We start from the raw sequence: 24,363 nt of genomic DNA, 5'->3' as shown, positions 1-24,363 counted from the left end.
GGCCGTCTTAGCGGGTAAGACGGCCTTTGCGGATAGTTGCTTTACCAGCTCACGCCCGAAAAGCGCTTGGCCAGCAGGCGCTGCATTTTCTCTTCGGTAAGCGGCTTGGTGAGGTACTCTACGTTGGGATACTGCGCTACGCGGGCCGTGTCGGCGCCGTGCATCGAGGTAGTGAGCACGGCCACCACGGTGCGCTCCTGGGTATCGGCGGGCAGCTGGCTGTAGCGCTCCAGAAAATCGAAGCCGCTCATGCCGGGCATTTTCAGGTCCACGAATACCAAGTCGGGCACGGCCTGCGCGTCGGCGGGGCTAGCCTGGGCGCCACCCCACAGAAAATCGAGCGCTTCCTCAGCTTTCGCAAACGAGCTCACCTGCCGGGCCACGCCCAAGCGGCTTAGCAAACGGTTGTTGAGAAAGCTGGTCGTCTCGTTGTCCTCTATCAACACGATATGGTTGAGCGCGTCCGTCATAATAAGCAGCCTGAATGGGATAACGAAGATACTTCTGGCCTTTCGCTTTAGCAAGCTCAACGGGAGGCTACAGCCAGCCCTGCGCCCGCATCCAGTCGTCGTTATAAATCTTGCCCAGGTAGCGCGTGCCGTGGTCGGGCAGGATAATCACCATCGTGTCGCTCTCCGTAAGATGCTCGCGCGCATACTCCAAGGCGCCGAATACAGCCGAGCCGCAGCTCCAGCCCACAAACAGGCCCTCCTCCTTGGCTAGCCGGCGCGTCATGAGCGCGGCATCCTTATCGCCCACTTTAATAAACTGGTCGATGACGTCGAAGTCTACATTCTTTGGCAGAATATCCTCGCCGATGCCTTCCGTTTTGTAGGGATATATTTCGTTTGGGTCGAAAATACCGGTTTCCTTATACTTCTTAAACACGGAGCCGTAGGTGTCGATACCGAGCGTAAAAACCTGGCTATTCTGCTCTTTCAGGTACTTGCTGCTGCCGCAGATGGTGCCGCCCGTGCCCACGCCGGCCGCCAGGTGCGTGATGCGGCCCTCGGTGCCCTGCCAGATTTCGGGGCCGGTGGTTTCGTAGTGCGCCGCCGTGTTCGAGAGGTTGTCGTACTGATTGGGGTAGAACGAGTTAGGGGTTTCCTGGTTGAGGCGGCGGGCCACCGAGTAGTAGCTGCGCGGGTCGTCGGGGGCCACGTCGACGGGGCACACCACCACCTCGGCGCCCACGGCGCGCAGGATGTCCTGCTTTTCCTTGCTTTGCTTGTCGCTCATCACGAACACCGTTTTGTAGCCTTTGGCGATGGCGGCCAGGGCTAGCCCCATGCCGGTGTTGCCGCTGGTGCCCTCGATGATGGTGCCGCCCGGCTTAATAAGGCCGGCCTGTTCGGCATCCTCAATCATGCGCAGGGCCATGCGGTCCTTCACCGAATTGCCGGGGTTAAAGTATTCTACCTTAGCCAGAATGGTACCTTTAATGCTTTCGGTAACGCGGTTGAGCTTCACGAGCGGCGTGTTGCCGAGCGTGTCGATAATATGGTTGAAATACATGCTGCCAGGTGGGGAACAATAAAGAGCCAGTGGGACCACAAAGGTAGGCAGGCTACCGGGCGGGGGCCGGGCGTGCGCGCATTGCCCGCCCCGGCCCTACTTTTGCCCCACTCAACTCTCCTCAACAAGTTAGCCGCCCATGAGCGTTCTCGTCAATAAAGATTCCAAGGTCATCGTGCAGGGCTTCACCGGCTCCGAAGGCTCGTTCCACGCGCAGCAAATGATGGATTACGGCACCCAGGTAGTGGGCGGCGTGACGCCCGGCAAGGGCGGCACCGAGCACCTCGGCCGGCCCGTGTTCAACACCGTGGCCGATGCCGTGGCCGCTACCCAGGCCGATACCAGCATCATTTTCGTGCCCCCGGCTTTCGCCGCCGACGCGATTCTGGAAGCTGCCCAGGCGGGTATTAAGGTGATTGTGACCATCACGGAAGGCATTCCTACCAAGGACATGATTGCCGTGAAGCACTACCTCAAGGACCGCCCGGGCATCACGATGGTGGGTCCCAACTGCCCCGGCGTGATTACGGCCGGCGAGTGCAAGGTGGGTATCATGCCCGGCTTTATCTTCTCGAAAGGCAAGATTGGCATCGTATCGAAGTCGGGCACGCTGACCTACGAAGCCGTTGACCAGCTCACCAAGGCCGGCCTGGGCCAGACCACGGCCATCGGCATCGGCGGCGACCCCATCATCGGCACCACCACCAAGCAGGCGGTGGAGCTTTTGATGAATGACCCCGAAACCGAGGGCATCGTAATGATTGGCGAAATTGGCGGCGGCATGGAAGCCGAAGCCGCCCGCTGGATTAAGGAAACCGGTAACAAGAAGCCCGTAGTAGGCTTTATTGCCGGCCAAACCGCGCCTCCCGGCCGCCGCATGGGCCACGCCGGCGCCATCGTAGGCGGGGCCGACGACACGGCCGCCGCCAAAATGGCCATCATGCGCGAGTGCGGCATCCACGTCGTGGATTCGCCCGCCGAGATTGGCGATACGATGCTGCGGGTGCTGGGCGGCAAGTAGGGCTAGCCCTTCATTAAGAACACAGTCAAAGCCCCGGTACTTGCCGGGGCTTTTTTTGGCTACTTTTATATCCAGTAACCTACTTACTTGATTTTTCTTATACAGATACTTCTCAAGCTTTTTTGCATTTTGGTTACCCTGGTGCTGGTCACGGCCTGCAAAAAAGAAGTAGAAAAAATTGTAGTGCAGGAGGTAGACAAGCAGTACAGTTGGTCGGAAGTAAAGCAACTGTATGGTTTACAAAAATTTATTATAGGCATGTCGAAAGATGCCAACTCTATCTACTTGCAGCAGCCTAGCTGGTTTGGAGTCCTTACACCTTCGCCTACCGCTACTGCCCGCCGCACCTATGGCTATTATGAGTCGGTAACAGGCCCCTTAAGCACGGTAGTACTGCCAGCCGATGTGCAAACGCGTATTCCGCTAGGGCCAAATTTCTTTGCTTATCCTTACCACAGCGACTCTGTATTGTTGGCGTTTCCTACCGCGCCGCCATTCGCTGCTAATTTGGGGGCCGAAATTCACTTACACCGACTCGACCCTACTGCCACTGTTTTTGTTAATAACCGCGGGTACGTGCCGTTGCAATTTGGCGCCATCAATAACAATAATCAACTATTGGTTAACTATTTGACTACCAAATACCCTGACCCTAACCTTCACTTTACGCTTTCTAAAATTACCACTTACTTTGGTCAGGTAACGGCCCAAACGCAGGTGGTGCAGGTACCACTATCGGCTACTGGCACGTATGCCGGTTTTTGCACGGTGGCGGTTATCGACGAATATTTTCTGGTAAACGCTTTTAACCAAGGTATTTATAAGATAAAGCCCGATGGCACGGCCAGGCAGGTTTTTGGCCCGGCCGCCGTGGTTAACTACTACAAGTGGCAGGGTACAGTGTACGCGGTAGAAGGCAATGGCTCCAGGGCGGTGATAACGTCGGCTGATAACGGCGAAACCTGGCAGCGCTTTACTGGCGTGCCCAATTATTTTGGAGTTAGTACGTTTCGGCCGGTCGGAGACAGTTTGGTGGGCATCACCCACACTATTATTACCAATTCGCTGTACTCGCTGCGCTGGCAGGGCAATAGCTACCGGGTGCGCGAGCTTAAAAATGACGGCCTGGGGCAAGCCGATTTTACCGACCTGGCGCAACTCGGCGACACCGTGTACCTAGGCACTACCAACGGTTTGTTTAAGCGCCCACTTAGTAATTTTTTCGAGAGCAAACCCAAATAACTTATTTCCCCTGCCACAGCAAGTGCGGGTAAAACGCAATGCCCAGCGACGCGTAACCGTAGCCCAGCCTGAACTGGCGGGCTGGGTCGGCCTGGTCGAGCGCCCGGCGCCCATCGTAGCCGAAAGTGGCAGAAGTGCCCAGCGCGGCCTGGCACTGCACCGGGCCGCCATTGGGCCGCACCCGCAGGTAGAGCATGGGCTCGTAGCGCACAATGGGGCCGGCCTGCACCGGCACGTAGCGGTCGGTCACGTCGGTGAGGCGCAGCTGCACCAGCCGGCAGGCCAGGCCCAGGCTCACCCACTCGCTCGCCTGCCAGGTACCATAGATTTCGGCCGAGTATTTGGCATAGATGGCGTCGAACTGGTGCCGGATGGGCTGGCGGTAGCCGAATATATTAAAACTCACGTCGCCGTCGTCGGTATAGCGGGCCTGGCTGTGGGCCTGGCCAAAACCCGCTAGCCCTCCTAGCAGCCACTGCTTGCCCAGCGGCCAGTAGGTACCTACATTCAGCTCATACTGATTATTTTGCGCGAAGCTAGCACTGTCGTTAGCCTCCTGGTGGCCACCGCCTTTGCTGCTCACGGCGGCGCGCACCAGCAGGTGGCGGAGGGGCGAGTAGGTGGCGCTGGCATCGACGCGGTTGGTCAGCGACCAGGCGCCCGTTACTTCCAGCTCGCCTTTTTGCCGAATCTCAGGCGCGGCGCCCAGCATGGGTACGTACACCGAGCAGCCACCGAGCAGCGCGCCCAGCCCACTTAATAAGCAATAGCGTAAGAATGTCTCCATAAGCAGCCAGCCCCGCCCGCACCGGGCAAAATACGGCTATAGCGTGGAGGCTGGCCCTGGCCAAAGCGTTGCAGGGGAGCCGGTCGCCAGCCGGCTTTTTGCGTATGCCACCCAGCCACCACTGCGCGCGGCCCTAGCCCGTATCTATGTCTGATTATTCCTGCGATGCCCTCATCATTGGCTCCGGCCAGGCCGGCAACCCCCTCGCCACAGCCCTAGCTGAAGCCGGCCGCACCGTTATTCTGGTTGAAGAAGCTCACTTGGGCGGCTCGTGCGTTAACTACGGCTGCGTGCCCACCAAGACTATTCTGGCTTCGGCCGAGCGCCTGCACCAGGTGCGCACAGCCGCCGCGCTGGGCATCCGGCTGGGCGGCGAGGCCACCGTGGATATGCCCGCTGTTATTGCCCGCAAAGATGCCCTGCTGGCCCACTCGCGCCACAACCTGCACGAGGCGCTGGTGCGCCAGCATCCCAACCTCACGGTGCTGCACGGCCACGCCGCCTTCACAGGCAAGCATACGGTGCGGGTGCAGGAAACCCAACGCGAGGCCAGCGACGTTCGGGCCAAGCAGATTTTTATCAATACCGGCACCCGGCCGGCCGTGCCCGATGTACCGGGCCTGGCCGATGCGGGTTACCTCACTACTACTAGCCTGCTCGATATTCAGGAGGTGCCCGAGCACCTGCTTATCCTGGGCGGCGGCTATATCGGGCTGGAGTTTGGGCAGATGTTCCGGCGCTTCGGCAGCCGCGTCACTATTATTGAAACCGGCCACCAGCTGCTGGAGCGCGAAGACGACGACGTGTGCGAGTGCCTCCAAAAAGCCCTCACCCAAGATGGTATCGAACTGCTACTCGAAGCCCAGGCGCGGCGCGTATCGCGCAACGCGGCCGGCGAACTGACTACCACCCTCGACACGCCCCACGGCGAGCGCCGCCTGCACGGTAGCCACTTGCTGGTAGCCGTGGGCCGCCGGCCCAATTCGGACTCGCTGAACCTGGAAGCCACCGGCATCCAGACCGATGAAAAAGGCTACATTCAGGTAAACAGCCGCTTGCAGACCAGCGCGCGCCACATCTACGCGCTGGGCGACGTGCACGGCGGGCCGCAGTTTACGCACATCAGCTACGATGACTTTCGGGTAGTCCGCGACAACCTGCTGCACCGCGGCCGCCGCTCGGCCAAGCAGCGGCCCCTGCCCTACTGCGTATTTACCGACCCGCAGCTCGGCCGCATCGGCCTGAGCGAAAGCCAGGCCGAAGAGCAAAAAATCGACTACCGCGTGTCGAAGCTACCCGTGCGCAGCATTGGCCGCGCCCAGCAAACGGGCCAGCAAACGGGTTTCTGGAAGGTACTCGTGGGCCCCGACGACCGTATTCTGGGCGCCGCCATCGTGGGTCCCGAGGCCGGCGACATCATGACTATTCTGCAAGTAGCCATGACCGGGCGGCTGCGCTACCAGCAGCTCCAGAATATGGTTATCGCCCATCCTATTTGGGCCGAAGGCCTGAACGTGGTCTGGAAAGAGCTAGCGAAGTAGCAGTAGCAGAAAGCCCGTCGTGCTCAGCCGGCGTCCGCGTTGTTGAGTATGACGAGCTTTCTGCTACCGGCTATTTCTTCCCTTCTTTGGCTACGCGCACGCCCACGGCCATGATGCCGGGTAGTTGGTTTTGGCGCATGTACTGCTCCAGGGTCAGCTTATAGGTGCCGGCTTTGGCAAAATGCTGGTGCGGCAGCGCCAGGAACTGGTGGTCGAAGATATCGCCCGCGCCGGCTCCCAGCGGCTCGCCGGTTTTGGGGTTCATTAGCACCAACTGGTGCAGCAGCGCCGGGCCAGCCGGGCGGCCACCGGGACCGGTGAGCGTGTGCTTCAGGTACAGATTGTAAAACCCATAGCCTGCGGCATTGCGCACGTTGAAATATACGTCGTAGCGAGCCGTAGTATCGGCAATGGAAAAAGTAAATGCGGGGCGCTGCTGCACGTCCCACACGTAGGCATCGCCGGAGGGCGATTTTAGGTCCACATTTTCTTCATACACCCGGTTGGGGTCGCAGGCACTGAGGGCCGCCGCCCCCAGCAACGGCAGCAGGGCTAGCCCTAGCGGCCGGGCAAAAGACAAAGAGCAACGCATAGCTTACGAGGCGCTAGGAGGAATAGAAGCAGCCGGGCCAGCCCCACCCTCCCCGCTGCGGCGGCCGCTGCCGCCGCGCCGGCCTCGGTTACGGCTGCTCTGGCCGCCCTCGGGGCGGGGCTGGTCGCCACCCTCGCGGGGCGGGCGCGGGCTCTGCGAGCCGGCAGTGGGCTCGTTACGGCGCGGGCGGACTTCCTGGTCGGGGCGCGGTGTGGCACCATCGCCGCCTTCGCGGTGGCCCCGGCCGCTACGGCGGTTAAGAGGCCGCGCGGCGGCGCCGCGCCGGCCCCGCTGCTCGGGCTGGCCTTCGGTAGGCGGCACACTGGGGCTAGCGGCGGCTTCGGCGCGGGGTGGGCGCGGGCCACCCTCGGCGCGCGGGGCGCGGCCGCCTTCGGGGCGCTCGCGGCGGCGGGGCTCGCGGCCTTCGCGGGGCTCGCGTGCTTCTTTGGTTTCGGGGGGGTAGGACTGGCGGCTTCGGGGCTGGCGGCGGCGGGGCGCTCGGGGCGGTCGCGCTCCTTGCGCTTGCGCTTGCCGCGCTTGCTACCGGCTTTTATCTGGTCGTCGAGGCGGTCGAGGTCGCCCTCCATCAGGGTCGAAACGGCGGGGGCCACCTCTTGCTCTTGGCGGGGGCTAGCAGGGTGTCAGGCTTTTCGCCTTTCTTATTCATTTCCACTACTTCGCGCACGCGCTCAGCGCTCAGCATCACCCAGTTATTATCGCCTTTAAAGGCAAACCACATGCGCTTGCGGAAGATGTCAGTTTTCTGCAAAAACGCCTCGCCCGTAGCTACTTGCAGCGGGCGCTGCACCTGCGGAATGTCTTTGAGCGCGTCGAGGTAGGCGTCGAGCTCGTAGTTGAGGCAGCACTTGAGGCGGCCGCACTGGCCGGCTAGCTTCTGCGGGTTGAGACTAAGGTTCTGGTAGCGGGCGGCGGTAGTGCTCACGGCTTTGAAGTCGGTGAGCCAGGTAGAGCAGCACAGCTCGCGGCCGCACACGCCGATGCCGCCGATGCGGCCCGCCTCCTGTCGCAAGGAGATTTGACGCATCTCGACGCGCACCCGAAACTCGTCGGCCAGCCGTCGAATCAACTCCCGGAAATCGACGCGGTCCTCGGCCGAATAGTAGAAAAGCGCCCGCGTGCGGTCGGCCTGGTACTCGACGTCGGAGAGCTTCATTTTGAGGCGCAGCTCGTCGACTACGGCCCTAGCCCGGAACATGGTGCCGTTTTCGAGGTCGCGCACGGCCTGCCAGCGCTCCTCATCATCGGGGGTGGCCACGCGCAGAATGGGGCGGATATCGCGCGAGTCGGTGGGCACTTTTTTCTTGCGCATTTGCAGGCGCACCAGCTCGCCCTTGAGGCTTACGTGGCCCAGGTGCCAGCCCGAGCCGGCGGCCTCCACCACCACAGCGTCGCCGGTGACGAGGGGCAGGTTTTTATCGTTGCGAAAAAACTCCTTACGGCCGCCCTTAAAGCGGATTTCGACGCAGTCGAAGCCCCGAAAATCGGAGGGCATGTCGACGTCGGCGAGCCAGTCGAATACATTAAGCCGGGTGCAGCCGCCCGAAGAGCAGCCCCCCTTGGAGCCGCAGCCGCCGACTTTCGAAGTCGAGCAGCCGCCGCCGGATGAACAAGTAGCACAAGCCATGAGGCTGAGAATCTATAGATGAAGCGGCCGCACGCAACGGCCGCACGAAAGTGGGAAGCTAGCAAAGATAACCGATTGCGCAAGCGGAAAGGCTTGGGGCCAAAAAAGTAGCCGGGGCCGGGCCGTAAACGGGTATCAGCCTTATTTTTTCTTAAAAAATTAATATACTCAAGTAGCTGTGCAGACTTCTGACAAAGCAGAACTGGTAGTAAGCCAGTTTGTATTTATGTTTAAAATATAAATAATTACCTGATAATATAATTACAATCACACAAATGTGTAAAATTTAGTCATTTATACTATTGCCAGTCATTAGTCAAATTTTTATCTTCACATTTGGCTCACAATTTTTACCTCCCTTTCATTCTTTTCCAAACCAAACCAATGTTCAAGTTCTCTTCCTTATTGGCCCTGGGAGCCGTTGCGGCTATCTCGCTGGCTGGCTGCCAGAAAGCGCAGGATACCGCCACCCAGCCCACCGCCATTTCCAACGACGTAAAGGCGCAAGTTAAGGCGCTGGGCTTCGGCACCGGCGACCTGAAAGCCGTGGATGGCGGCTACGTTGTGGAAGGCGACATTTTTCTGTCGCCCGAGCTGCTGGCCAGCAAAACCGACTACAAGATGCTGCGCGTGGGTGCCGACGAGCAGTACCGCACCACGAACCTCGTAACCGGCCTGCCCCGCACACTCACCGTAAGCCTCTCGACCCGGTTCCCGGCGGCGTACGTAACGGCCATTGACGAGGCCATCCGCCGCTACAACGCCGCCAACCTGCAACTGCACTTTACCCGCATTACGTCGGGCACGGCCGACCTGCCCGTAAAGTATTCTTCTAATCTCGGGCCTGGTGTGTTGGGTCAGTCGGGCGGCTTTCCTAGCGGCGGCAATCCTGCACCCGGCTTTACGCTGGTGCCCAGCGTGATTAACAGCACGAATACCAACTACATCGCCACCATCATGGCGCATGAGATGGGCCACTGCATCGGCTTTCGCCACACCGACTACATGAACCGTGCGTATAGCTGCGGCGGCAGTGCCTCAAATGAGGGTGCCAGCACGGTGGGCGCTATTTTGATTCCGGGTACGCCTTCGGCCCCCGACCCCAACTCGTGGATGCTGGCCTGCGTGGGCAACGGCGTGAACCGGCCGTTTAACACCAACGATGTAACGGCGCTCAACTACCTGTATTAAGCTGCCAAGTAAAATTAAAAGCCCCCGGTCTGCCGCAGGCCGGGGGCTTTTAATTTTAAGTCAAGGGCTGGTCAGCACGATGCGCCGGGCGCGCGCCGGGCCACCGCCAGTGGTTGGAATGGCCCGCAGCACGTACACGCCGGGCTGCAGGCTAGTCGTCTCGAATAGATTAAGCGCGCCATTCACTAGGCTGCTGCGCACGAGGCGGCCTAGCGCATCATAGAGACTGATTTGCAGCGACACCCCCGGCTCGCCGGCTACTTGCAAATCTTGCCCGACGACCACGGGTATCGGAAATACTAATAGCTCGCCGCGACGCACGAGCTGCACGCCTACCGTATCGCTGATGAAGCGGTGGCCGGTTACATCCTGACCCAGTACCCGGTAACGGTTGAGCCCAATCGTAGCCGTGAGGTCGGCAAAAAGCGTGGTTAGCCGAGTTACGGGGTTTAGCGTCTGAATAGTTTGAAAGCCGCCGGCTCCCAAACGCTGAAGCTGAATAGCTTGCAGCTGGTAGAGCGTGCCCAAGGACAGCACCAGCTGCGCCGTATCGGCAATGGGGAAACGGGGCAGAAAAGACCGAATGTAGCAGCGCACCCCGGCCTCGGCCAGGTTGGCGGTGGCGCCGCGCTCGGCTAGCTTGCCACTCAGTACCGGCGCTACGGCAAAGTATGGCCCGGCGTTCTGGGCCGGCGTGATTTGCACCAGCGTATCGGCCACCAGCTTAAACGGCTCGGGAGCGGTGGGGCCTAGCCGGTACACCTGGTACTGCGCGGCACCCGGCGTGGCGGGCCAGGAAATCAGGGTTTCGCTGGGGCACACGTAGCCGACGTGCACCGGCAGCGGCCGGGCCAGCGCGAAGGTATCAGACACATAGGCCTGGCCACCGATAAGGCAGCGTACCTGAGCTAGCGTAGTAGTATCGGGCGCCGCCCAGGAATACGTGCGCTGCGCCGGGTCGAGGCTAGCCGCGATGGGACGCCAGGCGGCGCGGCCCACCGGGCGATAGTCGAGCCGGGCCGTGGTGGCCGGCCCGGCGTAATTCCAGCGCAGCAGCGCAGTCTGCGCCGGCCGCACGTTGCGGATGGCGCTCGGCACGAGCCACTCGAAGCCCGGCGCCCCCACTTCATAAGCCAGGCTGAACGCCTGCGGGCCGCTCGGCACCGCGTAGCCGCGCACTCGCAGCTGGTAGGTGCCCGCGGCGGGCAGGCTGATGGTGACTTGCTCCACATTGTTGAGGTGGTCGGCGCGGCGGCGGGCGGGCAGGGCCAGCGAGTCGAGGCTCGGGTAGGGGCTGAGCGTCCAGGGCAGCCAGCGGCTGGCCCCGCCGGGGCCGAGCACCTCCAGGTCGAGGTCGTTGACGAGGGCTAGCGGGGCGTTGGCAGCGGCTTCGGGGTCGGTCCAGGCGAGGGTGATTTTCACTTGCTGCGTACCGGCCGGCACGGCCAGCGCAAAAAGCTGCTCCTGGCCCTGGGCCAGCGTACCACTTTGGTAGCGTTTTTCCAGCACCGTGCGCACGGCCCCTAGCGCATCGAGCTGGCCGAAGCCGGCCACAAAATCCACTTCCGGCCGGCCCACGTCGCGGGCGCTGTTGATGAGCGCCGCCTTCACCAGTGCGGCGGGCGGCAGCGCGCCGGCTTGGTCGCGGTAGGCCTGCTGCACCAGCAGCGCTGCGCCCGAGCCCAGCGCCGAGGCATCGGATGAGCCGGCGTCGCCGTAGGCCACCAGCTCGGGCTTCACGCGGCCGTCGTAGGCCGGCCCGCGCGAGCTGAGCGGCGCCACCTGCCCTAGCGCGTCGGTGGCGCCCACGGCCAGCGAGTTTTTCGACATTTTAAACTGACCGGTGAGGTTGGCCACGCCCGCTAAGCCTTTGTAGGGGCCAGCGGGGCTAGCCAGATTACCCGAATTACCGCTCGAAAACACGTGCAGCAGCGTGGGCAGCTGCCGCGTCTGCTGGTCGTAACCCAGGGCTTCGAGGCCGTAATAATTTTCCACGCCAGTGCCGTAGGAGTGATTTTGCACGCTCACCCCGAGTCGGGTCAGGTCGGCGTTGGCGTCGGGCAGCAGGTTGGCGTAGGAGGATGAGGCGATGCCCGCCTGCCGCGCCGCGCCTTCACCGGCCGGCCCCGAGTTGCCGCCGCCCGCAATGAGCGTGGCCATAATACTGGCGTGAGCCGACTCGATAACCGTGCCGGCCGGCGTGTTCAGCAGCCGCCCCCGAAAGTCGAGGTCGGTCGGGTCGAGCGGATTTTCCTTGATGCTGACGGCCAGCCCCTGCCCGGTGAGCGCGGGATAGCGCCGCTGCACGGCCCGGATACTGTTCACCGTCAGGTCGGCGCTATTGAGCAGGCGCTCGTCGTGGGCCGGGCGGTCGGGCACATCCACAAACTCGACCAGCGGCGAAGCGGCCAGAGTGCTCAGCTGGGTCGGGCTAGCCAGCTTGATAGTTACCAGCTGGCCAGAACCAGCAAGTGGCACTGGCAGCGCAGGAAATGCCTGGCTAGCCCACTGGCGAAACGCCGCGACCTCGCGCACCCGCACCCGCACGGTCTGGCGGCTGGTAGCAGTCCGGGCAGCCAGTGCCACGCCGGGCGCCAATTTTGGGCTGCCGGCCACCTGCGCCCGCAGTGGCAGGGCCAGCAGCCCGAGGCTGGCCAGCAGCCCCAGCAGCCGGGCAGGTAGTAGCCAGCTAGCAGTTTTCAGCATCAGTCCACGTAAAATAACCAGTAGTTAATCGCTTTATTTTTCCGGGCAACAAGGTACGCAAGAGACGAAAAACCCGGTTGCTCCTTCCTTTTTGGGACGAGCAACCGGGTTAAAATGAGCGGTAGTGGGCCAGCGCTATTCGCCGGGCTTGAGCACCACTTTCAGGCAGTTATCTTTTTTGTGGCGGAAGATATCGTAGCCGTGCGCCGCCTGGCTGAGGGGCAGGCGGTGCGAGATTATATCATCCAACACCACTTCGCCCTTGATAATGTGCTGCAACAGCTTGTCGATGTGGCGGTGCGCCGGGGCCTGGCCGCCCACCAACTTAATGCCTTTATCGAAAAACTGGCCGACCGGGAAATTGTCATTGGTGGTAGCGTACACCCCCAGTACCGACACCACGCCGCCGCGCCGCACGGCGCTCATACAGGTTTCGATAATTTTGGGCGAGCCTTTTTCGAGGTTGATAACGGCCTTGGCACGGTCGAGCAGGTTACGGTCGGGCTCGAAGCCCACGCAATCGACGCACACGTCGGCACCACGGCCCTGGCTCATATCGCGGATTTGCGCTACTACCTGGTCGTGGCTCTCCCACAGGATGGTTTCACAACGGGTTGTTTCCTTGGCCTTATCGAGTCGATATTGCTGGGTATCAATAATAACAACCCTAGCCGCGCCGCGCAGCCAGGCGCTCTTGGCGCACATAATACCTACCGGGCCCGCGCCAAAGATGGCCACAAATTCGCCGCCCTTCACTTCGGCCCAGTCGATACCTGAATAGCCGGTGGGAAAAATATCGGTCAGGAACAGCACCTGCTCATCGGTCAGAAAATCAGGCACTTTGCGCGGACCAAAATCGGCGTAGGGTACGCGCACGTATTCGGCCTGGCCACCGTCGTAGCCGCCGTAGAGGTCGGTGTAGCCAAAGAGCGCACCACCTTTCTGGGTCAGCAGGCCGCCCTCGGGGCCGTAGTGCTCGGGGTTGGAGTTTTCGCAGTGGCCGGGCAGTTCGTGGTTGCACATAAAGCAGTGGCCGCAGGCAATCGGGAAGGGCACCACCACGCGGTCACCGCGCTTAAGGTTGCCCACGCCCTTACCCACTTCCTCCACAATGCCCATAAACTCGTGGCCGAGCACCATGGGCGTAGTCGGCAGCGAGCCGTTGTAGATGTGCAGGTCGGAGCCGCAGATGGCCGTGCTCGTCACGCGAATGATGGCATCGCGCGAGTCTTTCAGCGTGGGGTCGTCAACGGTATCGACGCTGACGTTGCGCGGGCCGTGAAACACTAATGCTTTCATGGAAAAGGAAGAAAAGGGGTGGAAGAACTTGCCCAACCTAACGGCCGCTAGGGCAGGCGGTTACGTTCGGCAAAATCTTTCTTTCTTCCCGCAACCGTGTTACATATTGTTGCCCTGGCTCAGCTTGTGGCGGGCCAACCTGCACGGCACTTATCCGCTACGCACCTCTCTCTCAAGCCCTCAATGCCCAACTCAAAGCTGGTAGATACTCACGCCTTTGGCCGTAACAAAGTAGGCTAGCTGGTCGCCGAGTAGCACCTGGCGCACGGTCGTTGCATCGAGGCCGGCGGGTAGCGGCTGGGTGCGCTCGGTGAGGTTGTAGAGATGAAAGAAATGCAGCTGCCCGCCGCTGATGTACGCCAGCTCATCACCCCGGAACGTAATGAAATCCAGCCCGGTAAACGGCAGCTTCTTGCGATAGTTGCCCAGGTTGTCAAACACGAAAATGCCGCTGGTATGGTCCACCAGGTACACATTGTTCTGGTACTGGCGCATAAAGCGGAAGTCGGGCCGACTATGGCCGATGATGAGGTCGAGCGGCGTGCTTTGCACCACGCGCAGGGCCTGGGGGTCAAATTCGCGCAGCGTGAGGGCGCTCTCATCGAGCAGCCAGAGCAGGCCATCGGGGGCGAGCGTGGCCGTGCGCACGGTGCCAGCGATATAATCGGCGAGCCGGATTTCGCTCAGCGGCGCCAGAAAGCGGTCGAGCAGCAGCACCTGCTGCCGGTCGTCGTAGAAGACGAGCAGACTGTTCTGGTTCCAGGCTTCAATCACGGCCACGTGGCCGGGCTGGGTGGGCGAGTAGGTATTGAGCGGCTGGCCATCGCGGGCCAGCTGGCGCAGGTTGTTGTCCTGGTCGGCGAGGTAAAGCGTGCCGCGCCGGTCGAGCGAGACCGCGCCGGTGGTGGGCAGGGCCAGGGTCTTGACGAGCGTCCAGGTCCCGGCGGCCGGGGCCGGGGCATTGGGATTAGCAGTATTGAGCGCGGGCGCCGTTTCGACCGGGGCCACGCGGGCGGCGGGCGCCACCGAGGCTGCGCTAGGCACGGTGCCCTGGGCCAGGCTAGCCAGCGGCAGTAGGCTAGCCACCGCCAGCCTTAGACTACTTCTTAAACTCGCGCAAAACCAGCTCATTGCCATCATACACGCCGTAGGAGCAATAATTGACCCATTCGCCCAGGTTAATATAGCGGCTGCCGGGTGCCACGGCCACATCGAGCGGCAGGTGGCGGTGGCCGAATACGTAATAGTCGTGGTGCTGGCGCTGCTCCAGCTCACGGCAGTAGACCAGCAGCCACTCATCCTCGCCAAAATATCGGGCATCGGCTTCGCCGTTTTGCAAGCGCGAGTGGCGGCTCCAGCGGTTGGCAATGCCGATGCCGAGGTTGGGGTGCAGGCGCGCGAAAAGCCACTGCGTGAAGCGCGAGCCAAATACCGGCTTCATCAGGCGCTTGTAAGCAAAGTCGCCGGGGCCCAGCCCATCGCCGTGACCGATGTGCAGGAATTTGTCGCCCATGCGCTGGCTCACGGGCTCGCGCAGGATGGGGATGCCCATTTCCTGGGTGAAGTAGCCAAACATCCACATATCGTGGTTGCCGGTGAAGAGCGTAATGGGCAGGCCGGCATCGGTCAGCTCGGCCAGCTTGCCCTGCAAGCGGCTGAATCCGCGCGGAATAGCATGCTTGTACTCAAACCAGAAGTCGAACACGTCGCCGAGCAAATAGATGGCGGCGGCATCTTTAGCGGCCATGTCGAGCCAGCGCACGATGCGGCGCTCCCGCTCGCGCGAGGTAGCGGCATCGGGCGCGCCGAGGTGAAAATCGGAAGCAAAATACACGCGCTGGCCCGACGCCAGGGCTAGCGGCGGCAGCTCAGGCAGCAGTTTCGGCGTCATCTTCCAATAAAAACAAGCTGAGCCGGCGCGGGCCGTGGGCACCCAGCACGAGGGTTTTCTCAATATCGGCCGTGCGGCTGGGGCCGGTGGTGAGCGAAAGCATAGAAGGCAAGTGGTCGCTGTAGCGGGCCTGCACCACGCGCAGGGCATCGCCGATTTCGGCTACCACCTGGCTAGGCCTCGCCAGCACCAAGTGCTGGTCGGGGTATATGCTGAGCCGCCGGCCGCTGGCCGTGGCCGGCGCTACCACGATGCTGCCGGTGCGCGCCACCAGAGCTTCGCACGAGGTCAGCCCTACGGCGGCCTGCGTGCGAAAATCAGCTGCCGTGGCCTGCAAAGGCACCTTAGCCGAGGCTAGCAGTGTCTGCATAGCCGGCTCCCACACGTAAAACTGCTGGCCGGCCGGCAGGCGCTCAGCTAGCCAGTCGCGCAGCGCAGCACCTAGCTGGGCCGAAGTTTCGCAGTAAAAAAACTCGCCCCCGATGCGCCGGAAGTTTTCGGCAAAGACCACGGCCAGGTCAGCGGCGGGCAGCGGCGGGTGCACCGGCGCGGCCCAGTCGGGCACGGGTGGCGCGGGCGCCGGCCCGGCCGCCAGCGCCGAGCGGATGCGGCCGAGCAGTTGTTCGCGGGGAGAAAGCATGGGGCAAAGGTAACGGCCACAAAAAAGGCCAGCCCTGCGGCTGGCCTTTCGTGGCATGGATTCGTGCTGCTGAAATTAGACTGCCTCCGGCTCATTGAGGCCGGGCAGGTGCGGCTCGGGGGTGTCTTGGCCGAGCGGCAGGCCAGAGTGCTCCTGCTTCAGCTCGCTCAGCGTTTCGGAGCGGTCGGTGCCAGCCATATGGGCCTGGTAGGTGGTTTGCTCAGCAAAGGGACGCTTGCCGACCAAGCGCTCCAGGTCGTCTTGCAATAGCACTTCTTTTTCAAGCAGCTCTTTAGCTACCACTTCCAGTTCGTGGCGGCGCTCTATCAGCAGCTCTTTGGTGCGAGCGTAGGCCTGCTCGATAATATGACGAATTTCTTCGTCCATCAATTGGGCCGTAGCTTCCGAGTAGGGTTTTGAGAAGCCGTACTCATTCTGACCCTTCGAGTCGTAGTACGACACGTTGCCGAGCTTCGCGTTCATGCCGTAGATGGCCACCATCGACTGCGCCGTTTTGGTAATGCGCTCGAGGTCGCTGAGTGCGCCGGTCGAGATTTTACCAAATACGATTTCCTCGGCGGCGCGCCCGCCCAGCGTCATGCACATCTCGTCGGTCATTTGCTCCACGTTGTAGAGGAACTGCTCGCGGGGCAGGTACTGCGCGTAGCCTAGCGCGGCCACGCCACGCGGCACAATGCTCACCTTCACCAGCGGGTCGGCATGCTCCAAGAACCAGCCCACGATGGCGTGGCCCGCTTCGTGATAGGCCACAATACGCTTCTCGCTAGGGCTGATAATTTTGTTTTTCTTCTCCAGGCCACCAATTACGCGGTCGATAGCGTCGGTAAAATCTTGGTTAGTGATGAACTTCTTATCGCGGCGGGCGGCAATAAGGGCGGCCTCGTTGCAGACGTTGGCAATTTCGGCGCCAGCAAAGCCCGGCGTTTGGGCCGACAGCCGCTTGGCGTCCACATCGGGGCCCAGCGTGAGGGGCTTCAGGTGCACATTAAAAATCTCCGTGCGGCCGTTGATATCGGGCTTATCGATGCTAATCTGGCGGTCGAAGCGGCCGGGACGCAGCAGGGCCGAGTCGAGGGTATCGGGCCGGTTGGTAGCGGCCAGAATAATGACGCCCGAGTCGGTGCCGAAGCCGTCCATCTCCACCAGCAGCGAGTTCAGGGTGTTTTCGCGCTCGTCGTTGCCGCCGGGCATCGAGCCCTTGCTGCGCGAGCGGCCCACGGCATCAATCTCGTCAATAAAAATGATGCAGGGCGCCTTAGCTTTGGCTTGCTTAAACAGGTCGCGCACGCGGGCCGCGCCCACGCCCACAAACATCTCCACGAAGTCGGAACCCGAGAGTGAGAAGAACGGCACGTCGGCTTCACCGGCCACGGCCTTGGCCAGCAGGGTTTTGCCGGTACCGGGAGGGCCTACCAGCAGGGCACCTTTCGGAATTTTACCACCCAAGATGGTGAATTTGCTGGGGTTTTTGAGGAACTCCACAATTTCCTGTACCTCCTCCTTGGCTTCTTCCAGGCCGGCCACGTCCTTGAACGTGATTTTCACCTTGTCGCCGCCTTCAAAGAGGGCGGCGCGGCTCTTGCCGATGTTGAAAATCTGGCCCCCGGGGCCGCCCGCGCTGCTCATGCGGCGCATGAGGAACACGAACAGGATGATGCTCAGAATAATCAGGCCGTAGCTGCTGATGATATCGGCAATCCCCACGCGGTCAACCGGGTCGAGGCGCAGGCGCTGCTCGCCCGGCTTGTTGGCCTGGAGTTTGTCGAGCTGCTCCTGAAAATACTTGGCGTCGAAAATGGGAAAGTAGTACTGCGCGCCGTGGTCGGCAAACGGGCCGCGGTGGGCGGCCAGGTCGCGGGCGTACTCGGGTTTTTGCAGGGCAGCCTGGGTCAGGCCCACTTCTACGGTGCGCGAGTTGACCAGCGACACGTCGTGCACGTCGCCAGCCGCCAGCATTTGTTCAAACTTCTGCTGATTGATTTTGATAGCGGCGTTCTGGTTGTTGAACCAGAACATACCTAGAAATAGTACCAGCAGCCCCGCCATCACCCACAGCTGCACACCCGGCCGGGGCGTAGGATTGGGCAGCGTCGGCTTGCGGCGTTTGGTGGGCGTCGTATCAGACATAAAAAATTAACTTAGTTGTAATGGACTCCTGTGCAACCGCGCCGCTAGGGGGTTGTTGGCGATGCCCTAGCGAAGACGCAGGCGGCGGCCCGATACTTTAGTGCCGGGCTACGTCAGCGGTATCTTCGATGTAGGTGATTTCGGCATCGCCCCACAATTCCTCCAACGCATAAAACTGCCGACGGTCGCGCAAAAAAACGTGCACGACCACATCGACGTAATCCAACAATATCCACTCGCGATTGGTGCGGCCTTCGCTCTGCCAAGGCGCCTGGCCAGTCACTTTTTCCACTTCTTCTTCTACCGAGCGAGCCAGGGCGTCGAGCTGGGTATCGGACGAGGCCGAGCAGATGATAAAATAATCGGCCACCGCGTTTTTCAACTCTTTCAAGTTCATCACCACAATGTCCTGTCCTTTGCGGTCTTGGAGGCCGCGCACGGCTACGTCTGCCAATGTGTCCGAATCCTGTCGAACCAAGGTGCTCTTCATAGAGTAAGTTTACGTTGTTTGCTAGCTAATATACGACTGCCAACCCCTGTGGTCATCAGCCCAACTACCTTATTTACCGGCCGGCAGCTCATTTGGCTGCCCGCCTGCGCTTCTACTAACTCAGAAGCCCAGCAACTGTTGCGCGAAAACCGGGCCAGCGAGGGCTGTACCGTCATAACGGACGACCAGTTTGCCGGGCGGGGCCAGCGGGGCAACATCTGGCTAGCCGCGCCCGGCGAAAACCTGACGCTTTCCATCGTCTGGCTACCCACGTTTTTAGAGGCCAGCCAGCAGTTTTTGCTGAGCCAGGCCGTGGCGCTGGGCATCTACGACTGGGCCGAGGCCCTGCTCGGGGCCTCGGCCCTGCTGCGCCTAAAGTGGCCCAACGACTTGTATTTCGGCACGCAGAAGTTTGGGGGAGTTCTTATTGAGAACAGTCTGAGCGGGCCAAAAATTCAGTCCAGCATCGTCGGCATTGGGCTTAATGTAAACCAGCGGCACTTTGCCGTGCCCACCGCTACGTCGCTGGGAGCCCTCACGGGCCGCTACTTTCAGCGCGAGGTGCTGGCTGCGCATCTGCTCGAATGCCTGGAAGCGCGCTATCTCCAACTGCGCGCCGGGCGCATCCGGGAGCTGCGCCAAAGCTACCTGGCCGCCCTCTATTGCTACCACGAATGGCATGACTATGAAGTAAGCGGTCGCCGCATGCACGGCCAGATTGTGGGGGTGGAGCCCGATGGCCGGCTAGCCCTGCAAATCGGCGATGAAGTGCAGCACTTTGGCTTGCAGGAAATTAAATACCTATAAATTGACGCTGCCGTATTTCCAGCCGCTACCCGATTATTTGTTGCCGGTATCCGGCGCTGGTCCAAGCGGTGCCCCCGGCCATCATCCCGAACCGGGCGGGCTGGGTTTGGATGAGTGCCCCACCGGAGTATGAGGGGGCAATTTCAACGGCCAGGGCAGCCCGGCGCACTCTGAAGCCCACGTGCTGGCCTCTCCGCGAAAGCCAGGGGCCACCCGCGCGCCGCCTGCCGCGTGCGGCCGCCGCTACCGGCCCCAGCGGAGTCGATGCCGCGCCGCTGCTTGCTATTACTTCGCCCGCCGCTCATGCCGAGTAGGTGCTCACCGCTGGCGAACAGCGGCGGCGAGGTGCGCCAGGCACAGTGGCAAACAACCTGTTTTTAAAAGTGCTGCCCGCCCCTACCCGCATATTTCTGCCGCCGGGCGGGGTCAAAATATCCTGCGCCGATGACCACAGCCGTACTGCGGATATTCGGGTGCTGGTGAAGGAATTATGAGTTTTTATTAACCAGGCTAAACGGTGGATAAGCAGGTACTGCTGCGGGCCAACCGCCGGCCCGCCGGCTGCGTACCTGGCACACTGCTTGCCAATTCTTTTTGCCACCGCCTGGTGGTCATCTTTATTCTTTTACTTTCATGAAACGCATCAGTTGGTTATTTATGCTGCCCGTGCTGCTGCTGGGTAGTTTTCCGGGCCGCCCGGCCCAGGCGCAAACCCAGCCCCCGCCCCGCACGGGCTGGAGCCCCGAAGCCAAAGACGCGGCCATTGGCGGGGCGGCTGGCGTGCTGGGTGGCATTCTCATCAACGGGCGCAACCGCAAGGTAGGTGGCCTACTGGGGGGGCTAGCCGGCGCCGGTGCCGGCTTTGCGCTCGGCAAATACACGGATAACAAGCGCAAGGCCGCCGAAGCCGCTGCCCAGCAGCAGCAGGCTGCCCAGGAACAGGCTGCTGCCGAGGCCCAGGCCGCCGAAGCCCAGCGCGCGGTGGCCAGCAAGCCGACGCCGGCCGCCCAAACTGCCGCTAAAACCGCTACCGAGCGCGCCACCGTGGCGCGCGCCCACGCCGCCCGCACGGCGGCCATTCGCACCTCGGCCGAGCGCCGCCTCGCGGCCGAGCGTCGGGCCGAGGCTAGCCAGGCCAAGGGCGCAGCTCCGGCCGTGGCCGACGTGGCCGTGGCCGCCGGCTTTTTTTCTAATCCCGGCTTCGACCAGCCCGGCACGCCTTATCCCGACTCGGCCGTGCTGCGCAAAAGCTGGTAAGCGGCCCATCGCTTAGCCAAGCCAGCCCACCGGGCCAGGGTCCGGGGGCTGGCTTTTTTTCGCCATTTCTTCTTGCCCAAAAACCCTTATGAAATTTTACTTACTCTCGTGCGGCGCAGCGGCTCTGCTGACGGCCTGCTCCGGCAACGGCCAGTCGCCCGCGGCCGGCTCTACGGCGGCGGCTACTACCACTACGGCCACTACTACCAGTGGGGCCGCCAACGTGTCGGACCTCGACCAGCAATTTGTGAGCGCCTGGAACAACAAGGACGCGACCAAGGTGACGGCCATGCTGGCCGACGACGTGCAGTTCTTACAAGGCGCCACGCACTTTGTGGGAAAGGCTGAGGTGACCAATAAGTGGATTACCCCCACCATCGGCACAATTGCTAACCTGAAAACGTACAGCGTCAGCTCGGGCTCCGATGCGAACCTGGCCTACGAGGCCGGCACCTTTTCGGTAGATGTGCTGCCCACGCCCACCGAAAAAACCGTTGGCACCGGCACCGGCAACTACGTGTTTGCCTGGAAGAAAGCCAATGACGGCAGTTGGAAAATCAGTATGGCGCACCTCGAAGACCTGCCCGTGCAGGAGAAAAAGTAAGCTAGGTTGTACGGACAATTATCTTTGCGTTCGTGAGCAATCTGGATGAAATCAGTGACCGTGCTTGGACCGCTTTGGCCCCACATTTATCGGGCAAAGCGGGCGACGTGGGCCGAACAGGCGTCGATAACCGACTCTTTCTCAACGCCGTGTTCTGGGTGGCGCGCCACGGCTGCGCCTGGCGTGCACTGCCGGCCCGCTTTGGCAAACACGACACGTTGCGCAAACGCAGCCGGCGCTGGGCCCAAAAAGGCATTTGGCAACGCTTGTTCGAAGCCGTGCAGGAACCAGACCTGGATTGGGTGATGCTTGATTCGACCGTGGTGCGGGCCCACGCGCAGGCGGCGGGCAGCCGAAAAAAAGCCGCGTCGGCGACGAAGCCCTCGGCCGCAGCCGCGGCGGGCTGACGACCAAAATCCACGCCCTCGTCGACGCGCTGGGTAACCCGTTGCGCGTGGTGCTCGGTCCCGGCCAGCAAGCCGATTGTCGACGCGTAGCGGAACTGCTGCCGGCCGCTGAGGGTACCAGCAACGTGCTGGCAGACAAAGCCTACGATACGGACGCCGTACTCGCCAGCGTGGCCGCCCTCGGTGCCCAAGCGGTGATTCCCAGCAAAAAGAACCGCCTCGTCCAACGCGTGATTGACCGAAATCTGTACCGCGACCGCAACAAAGTCGAGCGCTTTTTTAGTCGCCTCAAGCAGTTTCGCCGGCTGGCCACGCGCTATGATAAAACGGCCAGCAGCTTCTTAGGAATGGTGCATTTCATCTCAGCACTCTTGTGGCTTCGCTAATTGTCCGTGCAACCTAAGCTAAAGGGTGTCAGGCTCGCGTCAGGTATTCCTCGCCATCGAGCACCGGGGTCATGGCTTGCTCCTCGGCTTCGGTAAAGAGCCGCGAGCGAATGAGAAACCGCACGCCCAGCGGAATTTCGAGCGAGAAGCTGGCGCCCCGGCCCTTCACTACGTCTACCGTGAGCTGGGTGTGCTGCCAGTAGGCAAACTGGCTGGCGCTCATAAAGAAGTCGCAGCCGTGAATCTGGCCTAGCCACACGTCGTTGGCCCCCACCCGAAATTCGCCCTTGGCAAAGCACATGGGCGAGGAGCCATCGCAGCAGCCGCCGCTTTGGTGAAACATGAGCGGGCCGTGCTCGTCGCGGAGCAGGTCGATGGTGGCATCAGCGGCTAGGGTGCTAAGAACGCGGGCAGTGGGCATGAAGAAATTTTGGATAGGAATAATTTACAATATCTAAAAGAACGTCATGCTGAGCTTGCCGAAGCATCTTGGGCGCATCATTAGAGTTAGTGACTCTAGCGGCGCGAGCAAGATGCTTCGGTAAGCTCAGCATGACGTTCTGGGTAGCTGCACGCTACTGCGGGCTGCTAAAAAAAGCCCAGCGCCTTCTCGCTGTAAGAAATCAGCATGTTCTTATTCTGGCGGTAGTGAGCCAGCATCATCTTGTGGTTTTCGCGCCCGAAGCCCGAGGCCTTGTAGCCGCCGAAGGGCGCGCCGGCCGGGTAGTCGTGGTAGCAGTTCACCCACACGCGGCCGGCCTGAATGGCGCGCGGCACCTGGTACAGCTCGTGCGCGTCGCGGGTCCACACGCCGGCGCCGAGGCCGTAGAGCGTATCGTTGGCGATTTCGATGGCTTCTGCCACAGTTTTGAAGGTCGTGACGGACACTACCGGCCCGAAAATCTCCTCCTGGAAGATGCGCATCTTGTTGTGCCCCCGGAACATCGTGGGCTGGATGTAGTAGCCCTCGGCCAGCGCCCCGTCGGCCGGTGCGTGAGCCTCGCCACCCGTCAATACTTCGGCGCCTTCGGCCTTGCCGATTTCGAGGTAGCTCAGAATTTTCTCGTACTGGTCGTTCGAGGCCTGGGCACCCATCATGGTTTCCATGTCGAGCGGGTTGCCGAGCTTGATGGCTTTCACGCGGGCAATGACACGGGCAATAAACTCGTCGTAGATGTCTTCCTGAATGAGCATCCGCGAGGGGCAGGTGCAGATTTCGCCCTGGTTCAGGGCAAACATCACCGCGCCCTCAATGGCCTTGTCGAGGAAGTCATCGTCGGCATCCAGTACACTCTTAAAGAAAATGTTGGGCGACTTACCGCCCAGTTCCATCGTCACCGGAATGAGGTTTTCGGCGGCGTACTGCATGATGAGGCGGCCGGTGGTCGTCTCGCCCGTGAAGCTGGCCTTGTTGATGCGCGGCGACGAGGCCAGCGGCTTGCCAGCTTCGAGGCCGAAGCCGTTTACCACGTTTACTACGCCGGCCGGAATGAGGTCTTCGAGCAATTCCATCAGCACCATGATGCTAGCCGGAGTTTGCTCGGCGGGCTTCATCACCACGCAGCAGCCGGCAGCCATCGCGGGGGCCAGCTTCCAGGTAGCCATCAGCAAGGGGAAATTCCAGGGAATAATTTGGCCAATAACCCCTAGCGGCTCGTCAATATTGAGCGACAGCGTAGTGGCATTCAGCTCCGTAGCGCTGCCTTCTTCGGCCCGAATGACGCTGGCGAAGTAGCGAAAGTGGTCGACCACCAGCGGCAGGTCGGCATAAGTTGTTTCGCGAATGGGCTTGCCGTTTTCGACGCATTCCACAGCGGCTAGCATCGGCAGGTTTTCTTCGATGCGATTAGCAATCTTGTTGAGCACGTTGCTGCGCTCGGTGGCCGAAGTCTTGCTCCACGTTTTGAAGGCTTCTTGGGCCGCATCGAGCGCGAGGTCGATGTCTTCCTTGCTGGAGCGGGCTACTTTGGTAAAGTTCTTGCCGTCGATGGGCGACGGGTTGTCAAAATACTGACCCTTGACCGGGGCTACCCATTTGCCACCGATGAAATTGTCGTAGTGCGATTTAAACTGGGGCCGGGCCACCAGGGTGGTAGGTGCTTCGAGGGTTTCTGCCATGACGGAAGAGAAAATTTAGCTAGGTGGGAGAATAGAACAAAGGTGGTTTTGCAAGTAGCATCTCGGGTTGTGGTAT

Annotated in this window: 22 protein-coding genes and 1 pseudogene; 8 read left to right on the top strand and 15 right to left on the bottom strand. The window is 61.3% G+C overall.

The genetic code is table 11. The features are described 5' to 3' along the window. Positions 1-41: 41 nt before the first annotated feature. Together GKZ68_RS01500 and GKZ68_RS01495 are read right to left on the bottom strand one after the other, a co-directional pair. A complete protein-coding gene (locus GKZ68_RS01500) occupies positions 42-470 on the bottom strand; it encodes a response regulator (RefSeq protein WP_173110071.1) in 429 nt (142 codons plus the stop codon). A 70-nt stretch (positions 471-540) separates the two neighbouring features. Continuing rightward, positions 541-1,515: pseudogene (locus GKZ68_RS01495) on the bottom strand (PLP-dependent cysteine synthase family protein); the annotation flags it as partial. Positions 1,516-1,654: 139 nt separating this feature from the next. Between GKZ68_RS01495 and sucD the strand changes: the two are divergent. Both sucD and GKZ68_RS01485 read left to right on the top strand, forming a co-directional pair. After that, on the top strand, positions 1,655-2,536 hold the full coding sequence (gene sucD / locus GKZ68_RS01490; protein ID WP_173110067.1) for a succinate--CoA ligase subunit alpha: 882 nt from the start codon (positions 1,655-1,657) through the stop codon (positions 2,534-2,536). A 129-nt stretch (positions 2,537-2,665) separates the two neighbouring features. Further along, positions 2,666-3,778 carry a hypothetical protein gene (locus tag GKZ68_RS01485; RefSeq protein ID WP_173110066.1) on the top strand — a complete coding sequence of 371 codons (1,113 nt, stop codon included), beginning with the start codon at positions 2,666-2,668 and terminating at the stop codon, positions 3,776-3,778. A 1-nt stretch (position 3,779) separates the two neighbouring features. On the opposite strand, the gene GKZ68_RS01480 is transcribed toward GKZ68_RS01485, so the two are convergent. After that, the gene (locus tag GKZ68_RS01480) at positions 3,780-4,565 is read right to left on the bottom strand and encodes a hypothetical protein (RefSeq protein ID WP_173110065.1); all 786 of its coding nucleotides are present in this window, start codon (positions 4,563-4,565) and stop codon (positions 3,780-3,782) included. A 146-nt stretch (positions 4,566-4,711) separates the two neighbouring features. Between GKZ68_RS01480 and GKZ68_RS01475 the strand changes: the two genes are divergently transcribed. Beyond that, on the top strand, positions 4,712-6,106 hold the full coding sequence (locus GKZ68_RS01475) for a mercuric reductase (protein WP_173110063.1): 1,395 nt from the start codon (positions 4,712-4,714) through the stop codon (positions 6,104-6,106). Positions 6,107-6,176: 70 nt separating this feature from the next. On the opposite strand, the gene GKZ68_RS01470 is transcribed toward GKZ68_RS01475, so the two are convergent. The 3 genes from GKZ68_RS01470 to GKZ68_RS01460 form a co-directional block, all read right to left on the bottom strand. Continuing rightward, the gene (locus tag GKZ68_RS01470; RefSeq protein WP_173110061.1) at positions 6,177-6,698 is read right to left on the bottom strand and encodes a gliding motility lipoprotein GldH; all 522 of its coding nucleotides are present in this window, start codon (positions 6,696-6,698) and stop codon (positions 6,177-6,179) included. Between the two features lie 3 nt (positions 6,699-6,701). Then, a complete protein-coding gene (locus GKZ68_RS01465; protein WP_173110059.1) occupies positions 6,702-7,019 on the bottom strand; it encodes a hypothetical protein in 318 nt (105 codons plus the stop codon). Between the two features lie 265 nt (positions 7,020-7,284). Continuing rightward, positions 7,285-8,343, bottom strand: coding sequence for a regulatory iron-sulfur-containing complex subunit RicT (locus GKZ68_RS01460; protein WP_173110057.1), 1,059 nt, complete (start codon positions 8,341-8,343; stop codon positions 7,285-7,287). Positions 8,344-8,727: 384 nt separating this feature from the next. On the opposite strand from GKZ68_RS01460, the gene GKZ68_RS01455 reads away from it, so the two are divergent. Further along, entirely contained in the window at positions 8,728-9,534 is an 807-nt protein-coding gene (locus GKZ68_RS01455; RefSeq protein ID WP_173110055.1) for a M57 family metalloprotease, read from the top strand. A 60-nt stretch (positions 9,535-9,594) separates the two neighbouring features. Here the strand turns inward: GKZ68_RS01455 and GKZ68_RS01450 are convergent, their stop codons facing one another. The 7 genes from GKZ68_RS01450 to rsfS all read right to left on the bottom strand — a co-directional run bounded on the left by GKZ68_RS01450 (position 9,595) and on the right by rsfS (position 18,708). Further along, positions 9,595-12,240, bottom strand: a complete 2,646-nt coding sequence (locus GKZ68_RS01450; protein ID WP_173110053.1) for a S8 family serine peptidase — start codon at positions 12,238-12,240, stop codon at positions 9,595-9,597. A 135-nt stretch (positions 12,241-12,375) separates the two neighbouring features. Then, positions 12,376-13,539 carry a zinc-dependent alcohol dehydrogenase gene (locus GKZ68_RS01445; RefSeq protein ID WP_173110051.1) on the bottom strand — a complete coding sequence of 388 codons (1,164 nt, stop codon included), beginning with the start codon at positions 13,537-13,539 and terminating at the stop codon, positions 12,376-12,378. Positions 13,540-13,731: 192 nt separating this feature from the next. Beyond that, positions 13,732-14,625, bottom strand: a complete 894-nt coding sequence (locus GKZ68_RS01440; RefSeq protein ID WP_173110049.1) for a hypothetical protein — start codon at positions 14,623-14,625, stop codon at positions 13,732-13,734. A 13-nt stretch (positions 14,626-14,638) separates the two neighbouring features. After that, positions 14,639-15,430 (bottom strand): UDP-2,3-diacylglucosamine diphosphatase, encoded by a 792-nt coding sequence (locus tag GKZ68_RS01435; RefSeq protein ID WP_173110047.1) that lies wholly within the window; start codon positions 15,428-15,430, stop codon positions 14,639-14,641. Further along, on the bottom strand, positions 15,408-16,070 hold the full coding sequence (locus GKZ68_RS01430; RefSeq protein WP_173110045.1) for an LUD domain-containing protein: 663 nt from the start codon (positions 16,068-16,070) through the stop codon (positions 15,408-15,410). Before GKZ68_RS01430 ends, GKZ68_RS01435 begins: the two co-directional genes overlap by 23 nt. Before the next feature lie 75 nt (positions 16,071-16,145). Then, a complete protein-coding gene (ftsH, locus tag GKZ68_RS01425) occupies positions 16,146-18,218 on the bottom strand; it encodes an ATP-dependent zinc metalloprotease FtsH (RefSeq protein WP_173110043.1) in 2,073 nt (690 codons plus the stop codon). 97 nt (positions 18,219-18,315) lie between these two features. Further along, entirely contained in the window at positions 18,316-18,708 is a 393-nt protein-coding gene (rsfS, locus tag GKZ68_RS01420; RefSeq protein WP_173110041.1) for a ribosome silencing factor, read from the bottom strand. A gap of 48 nt (positions 18,709-18,756) precedes the next feature. Between rsfS and GKZ68_RS01415 the strand changes: the two genes are divergently transcribed. The 4 genes from GKZ68_RS01415 (at position 18,757) to GKZ68_RS01400 (ending at position 22,169) form a co-directional block, all read left to right on the top strand. Continuing rightward, a complete protein-coding gene (locus GKZ68_RS01415; RefSeq protein WP_367949193.1) occupies positions 18,757-19,515 on the top strand; it encodes a biotin--[acetyl-CoA-carboxylase] ligase in 759 nt (252 codons plus the stop codon). A gap of 633 nt (positions 19,516-20,148) precedes the next feature. Then, positions 20,149-20,772, top strand: coding sequence for a hypothetical protein (locus GKZ68_RS01410; RefSeq protein ID WP_173110039.1), 624 nt, complete (start codon positions 20,149-20,151; stop codon positions 20,770-20,772). Positions 20,773-20,860: 88 nt separating this feature from the next. Next, positions 20,861-21,376 (top strand): DUF4440 domain-containing protein, encoded by a 516-nt coding sequence (locus GKZ68_RS01405; protein ID WP_173110037.1) that lies wholly within the window; start codon positions 20,861-20,863, stop codon positions 21,374-21,376. Between the two features lie 41 nt (positions 21,377-21,417). After that, positions 21,418-22,169, top strand: a protein-coding gene (locus tag GKZ68_RS01400) for an IS5 family transposase (RefSeq protein ID WP_217275360.1) whose coding sequence is annotated in 2 segments (ribosomal slippage) — positions 21,418-21,750 and positions 21,753-22,169 — 750 coding nt in all. Because the reading frame shifts where the segments join, the coding sequence is not laid out codon by codon here. Positions 22,170-22,197: 28 nt separating this feature from the next. On the opposite strand, the gene GKZ68_RS01395 is transcribed toward GKZ68_RS01400, so the two are convergent. Both GKZ68_RS01395 and GKZ68_RS01390 read right to left on the bottom strand, forming a co-directional pair. Further along, positions 22,198-22,590: a DUF779 domain-containing protein gene (locus GKZ68_RS01395; protein ID WP_173110035.1), complete on the bottom strand. Its 393-nt coding sequence runs from the start codon at positions 22,588-22,590 to the stop codon at positions 22,198-22,200. Between the two features lie 167 nt (positions 22,591-22,757). Next, positions 22,758-24,287: an aldehyde dehydrogenase family protein gene (locus GKZ68_RS01390; protein WP_173110033.1), complete on the bottom strand. Its 1,530-nt coding sequence runs from the start codon at positions 24,285-24,287 to the stop codon at positions 22,758-22,760. Positions 24,288-24,363 lie beyond the last annotated feature (76 nt).

Source organism: Hymenobacter sp. BRD128 (assembly GCF_013256625.1).
Classification (GTDB): Bacteria; Bacteroidota; Bacteroidia; order Cytophagales; family Hymenobacteraceae; genus Hymenobacter.
The sequence above is the reverse complement of the archived record's forward strand: the minus strand, read 5'-3'. Positions and strand labels throughout refer to the sequence as shown.

Bases quoted from the DNA above. Each gene is read 5' to 3' on its own strand.
- GKZ68_RS01450 (WP_173110053.1), bottom strand. From the start codon at position 12,240: ATGCTGAAAACTGCTAGCTGGCTACTACCTGCCCGGCTGCTGGGGCTG.
- GKZ68_RS01480 (WP_173110065.1), bottom strand. From the start codon at position 4,565: ATGGAGACATTCTTACGCTATTGCTTATTAAGTGGGCTGGGCGCGCTG.
- GKZ68_RS01435 (WP_173110047.1), bottom strand. From the start codon at position 15,430: ATGACGCCGAAACTGCTGCCTGAGCTGCCGCCGCTAGCCCTGGCGTCG.
- rsfS (WP_173110041.1), bottom strand. From the start codon at position 18,708: ATGAAGAGCACCTTGGTTCGACAGGATTCGGACACATTGGCAGACGTA.
- GKZ68_RS01445 (WP_173110051.1), bottom strand. From the start codon at position 13,539: ATGAAAGCATTAGTGTTTCACGGCCCGCGCAACGTCAGCGTCGATACC.
- GKZ68_RS01410 (WP_173110039.1), top strand. From the start codon at position 20,149: ATGAAACGCATCAGTTGGTTATTTATGCTGCCCGTGCTGCTGCTGGGT.
- GKZ68_RS01395 (WP_173110035.1), bottom strand. From the start codon at position 22,590: ATGCCCACTGCCCGCGTTCTTAGCACCCTAGCCGCTGATGCCACCATC.
- GKZ68_RS01405 (WP_173110037.1), top strand. From the start codon at position 20,861: ATGAAATTTTACTTACTCTCGTGCGGCGCAGCGGCTCTGCTGACGGCC.
- GKZ68_RS01475 (WP_173110063.1), top strand. From the start codon at position 4,712: ATGTCTGATTATTCCTGCGATGCCCTCATCATTGGCTCCGGCCAGGCC.
- GKZ68_RS01390 (WP_173110033.1), bottom strand. From the start codon at position 24,287: ATGGCAGAAACCCTCGAAGCACCTACCACCCTGGTGGCCCGGCCCCAG.
- sucD (WP_173110067.1), top strand. From the start codon at position 1,655: ATGAGCGTTCTCGTCAATAAAGATTCCAAGGTCATCGTGCAGGGCTTC.
- GKZ68_RS01455 (WP_173110055.1), top strand. From the start codon at position 8,728: ATGTTCAAGTTCTCTTCCTTATTGGCCCTGGGAGCCGTTGCGGCTATC.
- GKZ68_RS01470 (WP_173110061.1), bottom strand. From the start codon at position 6,698: ATGCGTTGCTCTTTGTCTTTTGCCCGGCCGCTAGGGCTAGCCCTGCTG.
- ftsH (WP_173110043.1), bottom strand. From the start codon at position 18,218: ATGTCTGATACGACGCCCACCAAACGCCGCAAGCCGACGCTGCCCAAT.
- GKZ68_RS01460 (WP_173110057.1), bottom strand. From the start codon at position 8,343: ATGGCTTGTGCTACTTGTTCATCCGGCGGCGGCTGCTCGACTTCGAAA.
- GKZ68_RS01430 (WP_173110045.1), bottom strand. From the start codon at position 16,070: ATGCTTTCTCCCCGCGAACAACTGCTCGGCCGCATCCGCTCGGCGCTG.
- GKZ68_RS01500 (WP_173110071.1), bottom strand. From the start codon at position 470: ATGACGGACGCGCTCAACCATATCGTGTTGATAGAGGACAACGAGACG.